Annotated in this window: 12 protein-coding genes; 6 read left to right on the top strand and 6 right to left on the bottom strand. The window is 56.5% G+C overall.

The genetic code is table 11. The annotated features are described in order from the left end of the window. From AC2VNM_RS04445 to AC2VNM_RS04425, 5 genes are read right to left on the bottom strand one after another with little or no spacing between them, the layout of a single operon-like run. Window positions 1-516: a hypothetical protein gene (locus AC2VNM_RS04445; RefSeq protein WP_215851283.1), complete on the bottom strand. Its 516-nt coding sequence runs from the start codon at window positions 514-516 to the stop codon at window positions 1-3. Beyond that, window positions 513-704: a hypothetical protein gene (locus AC2VNM_RS04440; RefSeq protein WP_215851284.1), complete on the bottom strand. Its 192-nt coding sequence runs from the start codon at window positions 702-704 to the stop codon at window positions 513-515. The genes AC2VNM_RS04445 and AC2VNM_RS04440 overlap by 4 nt, the downstream gene beginning before the upstream one ends. After that, window positions 704-1,483 carry an ATP-binding protein gene (locus tag AC2VNM_RS04435; protein ID WP_226823344.1) on the bottom strand — a complete coding sequence of 260 codons (780 nt, stop codon included), beginning with the start codon at window positions 1,481-1,483 and terminating at the stop codon, window positions 704-706. Before AC2VNM_RS04435 ends, AC2VNM_RS04440 begins: the two co-directional genes overlap by 1 nt. 2 nt (window positions 1,484-1,485) lie before the next feature. Next, a complete protein-coding gene (locus tag AC2VNM_RS04430; protein ID WP_215851286.1) occupies window positions 1,486-2,373 on the bottom strand; it encodes a DUF1376 domain-containing protein in 888 nt (295 codons plus the stop codon). Continuing rightward, on the bottom strand, window positions 2,370-2,648 hold the full coding sequence (locus AC2VNM_RS04425) for a hypothetical protein (protein ID WP_215874494.1): 279 nt from the start codon (window positions 2,646-2,648) through the stop codon (window positions 2,370-2,372). The genes AC2VNM_RS04430 and AC2VNM_RS04425 overlap by 4 nt, the downstream gene beginning before the upstream one ends. 806 nt (window positions 2,649-3,454) lie before the next feature. Here AC2VNM_RS04425 and AC2VNM_RS04420 point away from each other — a divergent pair. The 6 genes from AC2VNM_RS04420 to AC2VNM_RS04395 all read left to right on the top strand — a co-directional run bounded on the left by AC2VNM_RS04420 (window position 3,455) and on the right by AC2VNM_RS04395 (window position 10,804). Continuing rightward, window positions 3,455-4,174 carry a S24 family peptidase gene (locus tag AC2VNM_RS04420; protein WP_486912926.1) on the top strand — a complete coding sequence of 240 codons (720 nt, stop codon included), beginning with the start codon at window positions 3,455-3,457 and terminating at the stop codon, window positions 4,172-4,174. A 252-nt stretch (window positions 4,175-4,426) separates the two neighbouring features. Then, complete coding sequence (locus AC2VNM_RS04415) at window positions 4,427-4,567, top strand: hypothetical protein (RefSeq protein WP_226823376.1); 141 nt, start codon at window positions 4,427-4,429, stop codon at window positions 4,565-4,567. Window positions 4,568-5,053: 486 nt separating this feature from the next. Further along, entirely contained in the window at window positions 5,054-5,548 is a 495-nt protein-coding gene (locus AC2VNM_RS04410; RefSeq protein ID WP_215851364.1) for a single-stranded DNA-binding protein, read from the top strand. Between the two features lie 169 nt (window positions 5,549-5,717). Continuing rightward, on the top strand, window positions 5,718-6,647 hold the full coding sequence (locus AC2VNM_RS04405; RefSeq protein WP_226823377.1) for a DUF4007 family protein: 930 nt from the start codon (window positions 5,718-5,720) through the stop codon (window positions 6,645-6,647). After that, window positions 6,640-9,969 carry a hypothetical protein gene (locus AC2VNM_RS04400; RefSeq protein WP_215851366.1) on the top strand — a complete coding sequence of 1,110 codons (3,330 nt, stop codon included), beginning with the start codon at window positions 6,640-6,642 and terminating at the stop codon, window positions 9,967-9,969. The genes AC2VNM_RS04405 and AC2VNM_RS04400 overlap by 8 nt, the downstream gene beginning before the upstream one ends. Then, window positions 9,962-10,804 carry a phosphoadenosine phosphosulfate reductase domain-containing protein gene (locus AC2VNM_RS04395; RefSeq protein ID WP_215851367.1) on the top strand — a complete coding sequence of 281 codons (843 nt, stop codon included), beginning with the start codon at window positions 9,962-9,964 and terminating at the stop codon, window positions 10,802-10,804. Before AC2VNM_RS04400 ends, AC2VNM_RS04395 begins: the two co-directional genes overlap by 8 nt. 284 nt (window positions 10,805-11,088) lie before the next feature. Here AC2VNM_RS04395 and AC2VNM_RS04390 read toward each other — a convergent pair whose 3' ends face one another. Beyond that, the gene (locus tag AC2VNM_RS04390; protein WP_486912925.1) at window positions 11,089-13,443 is read right to left on the bottom strand and encodes a GmrSD restriction endonuclease domain-containing protein; all 2,355 of its coding nucleotides are present in this window, start codon (window positions 13,441-13,443) and stop codon (window positions 11,089-11,091) included. Between the last annotated feature and the right edge of the window lie 6 nt (window positions 13,444-13,449).

Here is a 13,449-nt window from a genome sequence, read left to right as displayed (position 1 = left end):
TCACTTCCTGATGGTCTTGCCCAGATACGGTCCGATGGCCGATCCAACAATCTCCCGAAAATCCCGGTCTCCCTTGAGGAATAGCCGAACCTCACCGTGCTCAGGGAAGAACTGAAAACCCATCCCGATCCCATCCAGGCGGTCTCTCTGTCGATGGCGGCGGCGCGCCGCTGGCGAATCCCGAAAACAGGCAAACCACAGCATGGTGTCAAAGATGACCTCCTGCGCCTCTACAGATCCGGCAGCGCGCCACTCCTGCATGTCGAAGGGCTGCCAGATTGGTGCGTCGTAGTCGAGCTCGTCCGGTATACCCAGTTTTGCGCGGCCAGATTCCTCCATTCCCCGGTAAAACGTGGGATCTATGCGGAAGACGATTTGCGCACCGGACCAATCGAGATTCTCCCGGCAGTATTCCTGCACATCCGTCAGGAGTTCCCGCAGTAGAAAATAGGGGAGCGGACTGTACGCAGGGAAATTCCTGGTAAAGCAATTCCTGGCTCCTTCATAAATGGTCATGTCCATGTACCTTCCCTCGCATTGCCATCCGCATCCTCTTCATCCGGCACCGCATTCACGGCACGCGCCGCCTGTTCCAGTAAATTCTCTGCACCTCGGGTGAGTGCATCACCGCACAAATCCGCATCCGAAACTTCAAAGGCGTGATATTCCTTGCTCTCGCGCGCTCTTGGTTCTTGCAGGGCCATCAATTCACCCTTCGCCGATAACTCGCCCAGTTGAAAACCACCGCTTGGCCACCGTTCTCCCGAAGCCGGTCAAAGGCCCGCTCTCCGATGTACCGCTCTACCTCCCGCAGCGTCAGGTTGCTGATGACGATCGTGGGCTTCATGTCCAGGTAACGACGGTTGATGAGATCAAACAGCGTGACTTTCTCCGCGTTCGTATCCAGCTGTGTGCCAACTTCATCGAGGATGGTGAGATCGGGGAGGGCAAATTGCCGGATGACCTCGCGCTCGGTTTTGTCGGAACCCTTGCGGTAGGTTTCCCGTACGGAGCGAATCGCATCCATCGCGGTCGTGAACACAGCGGTATAGCCCTTCGTGATGATGGCGTGGGCTATGCCGACCGCCAGATGCGTTTTTCCAGTGCCAGGAGCGCCGCAAAAAACCATGCTGCGCCCGTTGGCGAGAGCATCGCCGAAACCCTCGGCAAAGGCGGTGGCGATCTGCAAGGCGTGACGCTGCCGTTCGCACTCCGCGGCAAAATTTTCCAGCGTTCGGTTGGCAAACCGGGGTGGAATGGCGGCGCGTTCCATCACCTTTTTCCGCGCGACATCCCGTCGGGCAAGTTCCTGGGCGCGCGCCTGTTTCGCCCCAACCTCCGCGATGCACACGGGGCAGCCGGTCCAGATGTCTTTTCCGGCAAATCGGGATTTGCGCGACTCGTATGGCCCATGCGTCGGGCATTCCACGGATCGTACTTCGGCAAGGACTGCGAACGGCTGGATTTTTTCGGGTTGGCTCATGGCTAAAAACTCCCGTCAGAGTTGACGCCCTGGGTGTAATCGCGCTCAGCAAAACCGACGTGCGGAGACGGTGTTGTGGTACCGCTCGGTTTTGGTTTTGGCTTCCCAGCGTTGAACGCCCGGAACCTTTGCCAGCTTTCGAGGAAAGCTTTTTCCCATCCGGCCTGGGTGCGAGCTTCCCCTGGGCGATCCAGCCAAAACCCCAGAAAATCCGCCAACGCTGGGCCAAAATCCGGGCTGCTTTCGCCGAGTCCGACGTGCTTGGCTATGCCCCAGAACGTGGCCGAAGGCTGCCATTGGGCCCCCAGCGGAAAGGCTCCATCGCGCACGCGCGCGCCAGGGTAAGGTAGGGTAGGGTTATTATTTCTGACTCCTGACTCCTGACTAAGGTTTTTTCTGGATTTTGTTTTTGGAACCTGCTGGGTTTCATTTCCAGTACCTACGGGGTTGGCCCTAGGTTCCGTTTTTGGTACCTGTTCGGTTTCCTTTTCAAAACCTGTTAGGTTTTTTCTGGGTTCCGTTTCTTGGCCGACATCCGAACCGCCCGGGTTCTTCCTGGGGCGACCGCCTTTTGCCCCATTCGCCCGGCTGGCGGCCCCGGCTTGGTGTTGGGCCTCAATCTCGCGAGATACCCGCCCATGAAGGTATCCTTCTTCGGTTTGGGTGAAGAAAGATCGAAGGATGGACCGGATCGCAGCCTGCTCCGCTTTTGTCATGGCGCGAGCCAGACGGTAGATGGCCTCAAGATCCGACGGCAGCACTCCCCCCGACAGATAGGTCTGATCTATAAGGAGCCGATATGCGCCATGCTCCAGGAGCGACAGATGGGACGTGTCCCTTTGGTAGTCCTGAATGAAAAACTTATACCAGAACATTTTGACGGCTGTCATTGTAGTGCCTCCGGGGCCGGATGGTGGGGAATTACGGTTCCTCCGAAGACGTACATAAAATACTCAATCTTCTGTTTAACCTCCGACGGCACGGGACACCGATCGGAAGACGCAGCGAGCGAGCGAATGGCAGCGCGCGCATCAGCGGCACTACGCCCAATAAGCGAGTGTTCCCATATTTCCAAAGCGAATTTTGAAAAGGGGGGCAGGCCAAATACCTCTCGCATGGCTTGCAATTCGGGAACAATGGCAGTCCAGAATTCGCTATCCTTCATGCGCTCGACTCTCCCTGGCTCAGCGAATAGGCGCCAGCGGTGACCAAGCGAGCCAAAGACTTGATCCGGGTGACCCCGTTGCTGGTATAGAAACTCATGGTTCTTGACCCCTGTGCCGAAGTCTCTGACACTGGCGATTTGGTCGGTCACTGACGCTTGAGGCCATACTCCTGCGCACGATGGCCGTTGACGTTCTTCCCTGCTCGCGTTCGCTCGGAAGATCCGTCAACGGAAGCGCGTTGAGCGCGGCCTGGCGAACAGAAGGTTTTGGGCTCTTCATGGGGACGATCTCCTGGGGTGTTCGGCGGACCACATGAGCAGGGAGATCTGATAACTTGGTATCAGGCGATCCGCAGGAGATGGAAAAAACGCAACCGAAGAGTCGATGGCCAGAAACCAAATGGGCATGGGTAAGGAGGGAGATGATCATGCTGCTCCCCCATCAAGATCACTATGGTCTGCGCGATCTGCGGAACTCGTGTTTGGTCCAAAGACCAACTGAGCGACGGAAAGTCTTGGATCAATCGCAGCCAGCCTCAGTGCAAAAGAAGGTGAGCATCTTCGCCCCTGAAAGCCGGTGGCCAGCTGATACAGATACTTGGACGACACGCTGGCCCGTTGGGCGAGCTTGCGTAGCCCCTGCATGCCTTCGGTCCGATAGATATCTGAGAGGTCCATGCCTTTATGGTAGCGAATCGCTACGTTTAGCGCAAGCAATAGAAGCGATCCGCTGGTTTTCGGGGGTGGTAGCACCCTGCTACCATTGAGATATGGACTATCGAGACTGCAGAAAGGCCAACCTCAGAATGCTCGTTGAAGAGCGTGGATCTATTCCTGCTTTACTCAAGGAGATGGAAACACGCCTTGCTCCCGACCGGCTGCCCAGCGGGAAGTACCTGCAACAACTGCTGGCCGGATACCAGGGAGGGCGGGACAAAAAACCGCGGGATGTGGGTGATAAACTGGCACGAGCAATAGAGGAGGGGCTTGGGCTCCCACCGTTTTGGATGGATAACAGTCACGCCCATTCTCTGACCCCCGCTGTAGAGCAGGTCGTTGAATATGCAATAGACGAGCCCCTGGCGGATGGAGAAGTGCCTGTCCCGGCAATGAATTTTAGGGTCGGGGCCGGTTCTAGGATTGTGGCTGAGCCAGTAAAACAAAAGCGAATATTCCGCTACAGCAAGGAGTGGCTTGACAAGTATGGGCTAAACGCCAAGCACCTTGTGAGATTTAAGGTGGCTGGCGAGAGCATGGAGCCGATCATAAAAGACGGGTCTTGGATTACGGTGGACCTTAGCAATACGCGAGTATGCGAAGGCAGTATGTACCTCATTCGAAGTGGGGAAGATATACAGGTAAAATTTCTGTTTCGACGACCTGATGGCGGATTCATCATTAGGTCTGGCAACCCCGCCTGGGCCGACGTGCAAGTACCAAGCAGCGAGCTTCAACACATAAGTATTGTTGGTAAAGTTGTAGAGAGCAGCACAACCTGGATCAAGCCTGTTCGCGGTTTGGGGTAGCCTACCGCTACCAAAGGAGTAGCGGTTTGCTGTTGACATCAATGGTAGCGACTCGCTACCATACATCCATGGAAGCCGCCCACCCGGCGCGGCACATGGAGATCTACCGCCATGCAACGGGCCAAAATCAATGGTGAGTCAGCCAGCATCTGGCCTGACCTCCGTAATGACAGGGTTGTCCGGGGGCTGACGCCTCACACATCCCCTCGCCACAATCCGTCAGCGGTCGTCGTTTCCTATCGGGACGGCGCCGTGCTGACCTTCCTCTTCGATCGCTCTACCACCATCACCGACCTGAACGCCATGATAGGCCGGGCCGGGCAGGTCCGTAAGGTCATCCTCTGGGAGGAGATGTCTGCCGATGGGTGGACCCAGTACAAGGCGGTGATGTGATGGCCATCATGTTACCTCGGCTGGCAGGCATTATCCGCCGCTCCGACGGCAAATCCCTTCCCGTGCTCGGCTGTTCGGATATCGCAGGGAAGACCATGTTGCACATTCAGGGAACCGGCGATTTTTGGGCGACGCCCCGAGAGCTCCACAGGAAGGGCTTTCGGCTGATGACTGCAAAGCCCTATGTCTGGGATGCGTGGGGTGTTGGGGGGGGCCTTTGCACACAACCGCTCATCAGAGTGGCGAACGCATGCCTGTCTATGACTTCGCCAGGCCCGAAGACCGTGCGCGATTCCTCTTATCGCTTCCCCGCGATTGGACAGACGTGCGCCGGGCTTGGCTGGAGCGCTGGGAGCAGCAGTACGGAGATCAGTCGGAGACCAAAAGGATGTTCCTGGATTGGTGGGATAGTTCGGGGCGGAAGCCGGTCGGAGCAGATCCCACTCCATAGTTGGGTTTGTTCGGTTAATGGGAAAGGAGAGTGTCATGTCGGGAGTCAACAAAGTCATTTTGATGGGCCATTTGGGCCGAGACCCGGAAATGCGGTATATGCCAGACGGAACAACCGTCGGAACCTTGAATCTCGCTACATCCGAGACCTTCAAGGACCGCGATGGCAACAAGCAGGAGCGCACGGAGTGGCATCGGGTGGTTTTCTGGGGCCGCGCCGCTGAGATCGCCGGAGAATACCTGCGCAAAGGCAGCATGGCCTACGTCGAGGGCCGGTTGCAGACGCGCAAGTGGGCCGACAAAGAGGGGCAGGAACGATACTCCACCGAGATTCGTGGGGATCGGCTCCAATTGATAGGGGGGCGCCGCGATGATGCACAGGGATCGCAAACCAGGCGCCAGGGCAGTGGCGGCGGCGGAGATATGCCATCCGATCCCACCGCGCCGGATTTTGACGACGAAATCCCCTTCATTACGATGGCAGAGCCAATGTGTCAGTCATCTCGCCAGCTCGCCCGCGTGCGCTTCTGAAGGTCGGGATTGCTACGCGCGGACGTTGCGATTCTGCTGATATTACAGCTATCTATAAAGAGCGGTAGCGGGGTTTGGTTTTGGCACTGCTGGGCTCGTAGCAGAGCCCATCAGTATTCTTTATGGATACTATCTGGTGAAAGTCACCAGTCTGAGCTAGACTTACATAATGAGCACTGTTACTTCAAAGTCAAAGCGCCCTCGAAGGGCGACCGTCCATTTCTCAGGGCATGAAACATTCCCCCTGCGTCAGATGTGGCTCAAGAAGGCATTCGACGAAGCGATTGATGGAGATCTGATTCTAAAGTCTACTTTCGCTGATGAGACTTCTATCGCCACTTTCGGCGTAGGTAGGAATATGGTCGCGTCGATTCGGCATTGGGCCTTGGCCTGCGGCGTGATGCGCGAGGTTGACCAGGAATTTCGAATCAGCGGACTCGCAAGAGAAATTCTGCAGGACGGGGGCTTAGATCCCTATGCTGAGCATCCCACGACCGCGTGGCTCGCCCATTGGCAACTCGCAGGTCGCTGCTACCGCTCAACCACATGGTATTGGCTATTTAATCATGTGACCGCCCCAACATTCACTCGCCAAGAACTCGAAGAGCCCTTGGCACTGTACGCCAGAGAACTCGACCCCAAGCACAGGCTATCCTCGTCGACGATCTCGCGCGACTTGGAGACTTGCCTACGTAGCTACGCGCCGCGGACAGGGGGTGGATCGCCAGAGGACTTCGCTGAGCCGCTGCTTGGCGAGTTAGGCATGCTCCAGGAAGTTCACAAAGGTCAGTACGCGTTCCGCCGCGGACCCAAGGCGTCGCTGCACGATGGTGTCTTTGCCTACGCGTTGATCGACTTTTGGAATCGGATGGCAGAAGGCCACAGTTCGCTAGCCTTTGAAACAGTCGCGTATGCTGAGGGCTCGCCGGGACGTGTCTTCAAGCTCGACGAAGAGTCGATTGCGCAGCGTCTGATCTTGCTTGCCGACTTCACAAGCGGAAAGCTCGCGTGGACCGAATCCGCGGGCTTGCGCCAAGTCCACAGGAAACTTCTCTCAAAAGAGGACCATAAAGAAATGGTCAGGCGCGCTTATGACTGAGAAAAACGATCCGATGCTCTCGGATATTGTCCGGATTTCACACCAATATCAGCGATCGATCCGGATCGATACCGACATCGGCCGGACCGACGCATTGGACGGCTACATCTTCCATGCAACCGCCTCCTCAGTGATCAATGGGGTCTGCAGGCAGATTGCGGAAACTAATCAGCGCAGCTTCACTTGGACCGGGCCCTTCGGTGGCGGAAAATCATCCTTGGCCGTGGCCTTGGCAAGCGCACTGCATCCGGACAAGGTGCTCCGCGAAAAGGCACGCGCCGCCATACAGGTCGACTCCAACCCATTATTCGACAAGGCTTTTCCTGTTTGCAAGGGCTGGCTTGTTGTCCCCGTGGTTGGACGGCGAGGCAGTGTTGTCTCCGACTTGGGCGCAGCCATCCGCAAAGCTCAAGGAAAGAATTTTAATGGCCGTAACAAACCCAATGCGCAAAGTATCATCACGGAACTGCTCGCCGAGGCAAAGGACCGTCCCAACGACGGTGTCCTTGTGTTTATCGATGAAATGGGCAAGTTCCTCGAAGCCTCTGCACTCGGTTCAGGGGACGATGTCTACTTCTTCCAAGAGTTGGCGGAAGCGTCGGCCCGCTCTGGCGGCCGTTTAGTCGTTATCGGAGTCCTACACCAATCTTTCGCACAGTATTCCGCTCGATTAGGCATCGACACCCGTGACGACTGGGCCAAAGTCCAAGGTCGTTATTTGGACCTCCCCTTCGTGGCCGCGAGCGATGAAATAGTCGAACTCATCGGACGCGCTATCGAAGCACAACAGTGCCCAGATTGGATGCTCAATGCGTCGAACATAGTCGCAGACGCTATCCGCTCGCGGCGGCCCGCCGTCGGAAAGACTTTCGCCACGGCTTTAGCGCGCTGCTGGCCGCTACACCCTGCGATGGCCGCTCTGCTCGGACCGATCTCAAAGAGGCAGTTCGGCCAAAATGAGCGCAGCACCTTCGGCTTCCTATCATCGGTCGAAGCACATGGTTTCCGCTCCTATCTCCAATCGACTCCGCTGAGCCAAGCGACTTGGTATCGACCGAGCGACTATTGGGACTACCTGCGGGCGAATCTGGAGCCAGCGATCTTGGCATCCCCTGACGGTCACCGGTGGTCGCAAGCGGTCGATGCCGTTGATCGTGCCGAGGCCAAGTCAGATGATCCGCTGCTTGTGACAATGATCAAGAACATCGCAATCATCGACTTGTTCCGAAATGGGTCCGGACTAGCAGCAGATCTGCAAGTGCTTTGCACGCTGTTCTTCAACGTTCCGCAAGATCAAATTAAAGAAGCTCTGCGCGAACTTACTTCGCTGAAGGTTGCTCTTTTTAAGAGTTATACTGGGGCTTGGTCGGTCTTTGAGGGCAGCGACTTCGACATTGATGCGGCTATCGTTCAAGCTTTAGCGGCATCACCTGGAATTGATTACTCGAAACTTTCGCAGCTCATGGGTATGCATCCGGTGGTAGCCAAACGGCATTACTACGAGACCGGTTCGATGCGGTGGATGGAACTCTCACTACGCAGCGTGGAGCAGGCCGAAAAGATCGCCCAAAACTACAAGCCCCAAAAAGGTGAATTTGGACAGCTTATTCTCGCCCTTCCAGGCCGAGATATGTCTTCTAGCGAGGCTCGGAGGCGTGCGCAAACATGCGCACGCCTAGAGCCGTGGCCAGTACTGATCGGCATCCCATCCAACCATGCCAGGATCGCAGATCTCTCTTCTGAACTGGTAGCGCTCGAACAAGTCAAAGAGCGTCATGAGCTGGGCGGCGATCCCGTTGCCCGACGAGAGGTCTTCGCCCGCCTCGCAGTCACCCGATCCGATCTGGAAGACCAGCTACAGACCGCTGTCTCCCTATCAAAGTGGTATGACGGCAGTGAGCAGATCGTTGAGCCAGGAGCCAAACTTTCACCAATCGCATCTGACTTGGCTGATCAGATCTATTGGTCCTGCCCGCGGGTTTGGAGCGAGCTAGTTAATCGCGATAGCTTGTCTAGCAGCAGTGTCAAAGCCCGGCGTGATTTGCTGCATGCGATGATCAATGCTGAAGGCCAAGAGCGGCTGGGGATTGAAGGTTTTCCAGCGGAGCGAGGCCTCTTTGACACGTTACTTGCTGCAACAGGCCTTTACCGGAAGGAAAGCGAGCTTTGGCAGTTTTCCCATCCTTCCGAGGCCTCGGGGGAAGACTTTGCAGAGCTTTGGAAAGCCACGAAAGAGCTATTCTCCGATGCCGGCGCCCGTGTGGGCGTGGATACGATTTACCATCTGTGGAGTTTGCCGCCATTCGGGATGAAGCAAGGCATCCTCCCTGTGTTTCTGACCGCGTTTCTGTTGGCTCATAAAGCCAACGTGGCCGTTTACAAAGAAGGCATGTTCATTCCGCGCTTGAGTGACGCTGACATCGACGAGTGTCTGCAAGATCCATCGCGATTCACACTGCGCTGGATCGCCATCGACGAAGACAAAAGCAAGATCCTCGAAGGAATTTCCAATCTGCTCGCAGAAGTCGGTGAGAAGTCTGGAGCTTCGGATCCCCTCGACGCAGCAAGAGGCCTTGTCGCCATGGTCTTCAACCTGCCTGAATGGTCACGTCGCACCCAACGAATGGGGGATACGGCAAAATCCATACGCGATATGTTACTCAAGGCCAGTGATCCACACAAAGTGCTGTTTGTCGATCTAGCTTCACTGTTGGGCGCCGCCGATGGCAAATCCTATGTGGAGGAGCTTCGCGCTCCATTGCAGGAGATCGCGACTGCCTATTCGAAGATGCTCGCGGAAGTCGAAGCCAAGATGCTTGAAGCCCTTGATGCAACCCTTGACGACCTTGAGTCGCTGCAAAACAGAGCCAAATCTGTGGCGGGGGTTGCAGGGAATTTCCGTCTGGATGCGTTCGCGACACGTCTTAGCTCCTATGATGGCTCCCGCGAGTCTTTGGAAGGCCTTCTGAGTCTGGCTGGTGACAAGCCTCCCCGTGATTGGGTCGATCGGCACATCGATGCAGCCGTGCTAGAGCTCTCCCTATTAGCGCGCCGGTTCCGTGAGGCGGAGGCCTTTGTATCAGTGCAAGGCCGCGAGGCTCATAGCGAAGCAATCGCCGTGGTCATCGGAGCTGGCGCAGACACAAAGACGATCTCCCACACCTTCGCCATTTCAGAGCGTCACTGGGCCACTGTCGACGGCAAGGCGGCAGAGCTAGTCTCGATGCTGCGAAGCCAAGGCTTGGGTACCGATGTATTGCTGGCCATCCTGGCCAAAACCGGCATGAAACTGGTGACGGGTAAGGAGAAACAAAATGGCTGAACGGCACGTCTTGGGTATCTCTGGAGGCAAAGACAGCGCTGCTTTGGCCGTGTGGATGCGCGACAAACATCCCGAGCTGGACATTGACTACTTCTTCACGGATACGGGTGAAGAGTTACCCGAGGTTTACGAGTTCTTGGGGCGCCTTGAAGGCTACCTTGGCAAGCCCATAGTGCGGCTAAACCCACGCCGAGACTTTCGCTTCTGGCTCCGAGAATACAACCATTTCCTACCCAGCCCACAGACCCGTTGGTGTACTCGCATGTTGAAGTTGAGGCCATTTGAAGATTGGATCAAGCCTTGGCTGGCGGCAGGAGATAAAGTCGTCTCGTATGTAGCCATCCGAGCCGATGAAGACTACCGCGAGGGCTATTCCGCAAAGGCTCCCAACCTAATAGTCAGGCTCCCTTTCCGCGAAGCCGGTGTGGATAAACCAGGCGTGGTTGACATTTTGGAATCATCAGGTGTCGGCTATCCAAAGTATTATGAGTGGCGCTCGCGTAGCGGCTGCACCTTCTGCTTTTTCCAGCAAAAGATCGAATGGGTGAGACTTAAAGAGCACCATCCCGAAGCCTACGAGAGGGCCAAGGAGCTAGAGAAAGACGCTTTGGAGCACGGATCGCCGTTCACTTGGTCTAAGGGCGAGTCCCTCTGGGACATGGAGAAGCCCAAGCGCATCGCTGAGATAAAAGCAGAATACGAAATCCGGCGAGCCCGTCTTCGTAGAAGCATTCCGATCAACCCGCTCCGCCCGGTCAAAGAGTGCCCAGAGGACCTCGATGATGTCTACGGCGAAGATGAGGGTGGTGGGGCTTGCGCAGTATGCCACAAGTAGATCACTGGTGGACAGGGAAAATGAGCTCAGATCAATCGAATCTCAGCACCCCTCCGCCCTGCTCCAGTTGCGCGGAGATATGGTGGATCCATTGGTCAAGACAAAAAGAGGGTCAGTTTAAGCTAGTACTGGCATCCTCATCATCCGATAGTGGGCTGTGCCCTTCTGGTCGATCTCTTTGAATAAGAGGAGGTGTCAGCGACGCCTCGGGATTTTGAGCGCCACTGCGGCAACTTCATCGGGTTCTTCGATCGATACATAGCTCAGCATTTCCTCAGTGCGAGCTATCGCAGCCAAGGGTCGAGCTTGTCGAAAACGCGCTGGCACAAGTGCTCGGAGCGCTTCGCGATGAAGGCCGAATCCCAGTGGAGGCCGCTCTGCCCTCTGAACGCCAGCGGTGCCAAGTGCGAGAGATAGCTCGAAGCCGCAACCAGTGTCGATAGAGCCGGCGGCACGCTGCCAATGCCAAGAGAGGCTGCCAAGGTGGCTCCTGTTGGCCCTGCTGCCGTCGCCTCTGGCGTGGTGAGGTTCCAGTAGTAGAAAACCTTGTCGGGCCACTCCGAATAGATCGACGAATTCACAGGGCCCGAGAGCAGCGTCAAGTTGCCGATCTTGTCAACGATTGAATAATTGCCCGGGTAAATCGTGGCGTCGAAATGGGAGGCGAACTTAATCGACGAAGGTTGGTCACGGGTGGCGACATGCTCGATGACCTCATAAGAACTCGAGTGCCAGACCCGGCAGTTGAGCAGGTCGGCCGAGTTGGCCATCCCGTCGGTGAAGAGGCCTTCGTTGCCCGCGGCGATGTCAGGCGCCGCGTCGTGGGCGGAGGCGAACAATGCGAAACGGCAAACCGCCTTGCGCGAGTACCAGGCATTTTCCTTTGCCATGCCCACCCAAATCTGGCGCGCTGCCGCTGCGTCTCCGGCATCGTAGATATTCTGATTTTCCAGTGCCTGCCGAAATGCAGATTTGACAAAGGCGGACGTCTGATTTGCTGCTCCGTTGGCAACCGAGATGTTTCCTGCCGCCGCTTGGAACAAGGCTCGATAGTCAGAGTCAGGGAAGCGGCCATGCTGCGCTCCCATGTAGAGTGTAAAGAATGCGGCGGTGGCCTCGCACACCGCCACAAATTCAGCCGCGGCTGCGGTCCTGCCAGCCGCGTTGGACTGGGAGCGAAGCAGTTTCGCGTAGAAAACGCTCAACACCGAATGCGCGAACTGATGCCCCGCATCCCTGAGATAGAACACGCACAGCCCAGCCCGGTCTGCCTGCTGTGGAGTGAGCCCCATGGTCGTCAAATGGTTGCATAAGCCAAAGGTTGCAGAATTTTTCGGCGATCTGCGCGGCTTGACGAAGGTCAGAAAGTATTCGGCCTGATCCGCGATCGTGGTTACGAAATCGATCGACTTTTGGGTGGGGGCCCCAGCCGACATCGAGCCTTCAAGTGTATCGGTCAGCCAATCTCGTTCTTCGCTGAATCGCCGGCTTCGCTCCAGTCCATTGAAGACCAAGGCCGATGACACGATGACCTTGTCCGTGAGTTCCTCCTTGTCCGACGAGTTGCTCTCGGTCTCAAAAACCCTCTCGATCCGATCGACCTGAGGCTTGATGACCGTCGAATAACCAGTGCTCCAAGCTTTTACAATCTGCGGCTTGAACACCTCAAACGCTGTCAAAGGCGTGCCGGTCGCATTCAGCGACTGAAACATGTCGAAGGCCAAGCCCAAGTCAAGGCATTCAATCACCACGAGGTGGCACGAGTTCTTTAAGAACGAACAAACTGCCAAGAGGAGCATGCCACCAAAGTAGACCAACTGCTCATCCGGCGCGAGCGCGGCGATGGTCGTCCATGTTGGCGGATAGGCCATGAAGTTTTGCAGGCTCCCGTCGGCGATGCCATTCGCCGACAGCAGCCCGCTGGCCAGATCAGCGTCGGCCGCTTGGATTTCCTCGCTGATCTTTTCCTGGAAGACCCTCAGTACAGAGCCTATGCGCTCATCGGTCGGTACCGCATTGATCGCGATGCCCGCGATGAACTTTGAGAGGAAGCTTGAAGTGTTGGAGCGATAGAAGCTATTGATGTCGCCACTGAGTGTCCACTGATCCGATACAGGGTTCGCCGACACGTCGCCCGCCCTGATGATCTTAGGCTTCAATGCCGGTTGAGCGCCGGTCTTGGTGATCTCAACCGAAAAGAACTTGCGGATGTTCGGCAGCTCATCGGTCAGCTCCCTCGCCAACGCATCGAACTCTGCCGCCGATCCGGCCAACGCCTTGAGCCTGGGCACCGTCTGGGAGATCTGCGCAGCAATCACGCAGGCCAAGATCGCGATGGAGGTGATGCGCTGCTGGCCATCGACGACGTTCGACACCTTGGTCAAAAGGTTTGGCGTGTCTGAGTGGACGTTTGTTTGGACGTTCTTCTCGTCGTGGAGGATGACCGTGCCTAGGAAGATGCTGTTCTCGGGCTTTGTCAGCGTGCGCTTGATGCTTGAGAAAATGTCCTCGATCAGCTTCGTGGCGTTCTCTTCATCCCACGAGTAGTTGCGCTGGTAGTATGGCACATAAAAGCCGCGCCCGCTCTGAGAAAAGAAGTCGAGCAGGCTGGCTGCATCGTGTTTGAATGGTTGCGCCACAAAGAT

This window comes from Acidithiobacillus sp. TH-A67 (assembly GCF_057473545.1).
Note: the sequence above shows the minus strand (reverse complement) of the source record. Positions and strands in the feature narration are given on the sequence as shown.

Coding starts and splice junctions, on each gene's coding strand:
- AC2VNM_RS04445 (WP_215851283.1), bottom strand. CDS start 516: ATGACCATTTATGAAGGAGCCAGGAATTGCTTTACCAGGAATTTCCCT.
- AC2VNM_RS04440 (WP_215851284.1), bottom strand. CDS start 704: ATGGCCCTGCAAGAACCAAGAGCGCGCGAGAGCAAGGAATATCACGCC.
- AC2VNM_RS04435 (WP_226823344.1), bottom strand. CDS start 1,483: ATGAGCCAACCCGAAAAAATCCAGCCGTTCGCAGTCCTTGCCGAAGTA.
- AC2VNM_RS04430 (WP_215851286.1), bottom strand. CDS start 2,373: ATGACAGCCGTCAAAATGTTCTGGTATAAGTTTTTCATTCAGGACTAC.
- AC2VNM_RS04425 (WP_215874494.1), bottom strand. CDS start 2,648: ATGAAGGATAGCGAATTCTGGACTGCCATTGTTCCCGAATTGCAAGCC.
- AC2VNM_RS04420 (WP_486912926.1), top strand. CDS start 3,455: ATGCTCGTTGAAGAGCGTGGATCTATTCCTGCTTTACTCAAGGAGATG.
- AC2VNM_RS04410 (WP_215851364.1), top strand. CDS start 5,054: ATGTCGGGAGTCAACAAAGTCATTTTGATGGGCCATTTGGGCCGAGAC.
- AC2VNM_RS04405 (WP_226823377.1), top strand. CDS start 5,718: ATGAGCACTGTTACTTCAAAGTCAAAGCGCCCTCGAAGGGCGACCGTC.
- AC2VNM_RS04400 (WP_215851366.1), top strand. CDS start 6,640: ATGACTGAGAAAAACGATCCGATGCTCTCGGATATTGTCCGGATTTCA.
- AC2VNM_RS04395 (WP_215851367.1), top strand. CDS start 9,962: ATGGCTGAACGGCACGTCTTGGGTATCTCTGGAGGCAAAGACAGCGCT.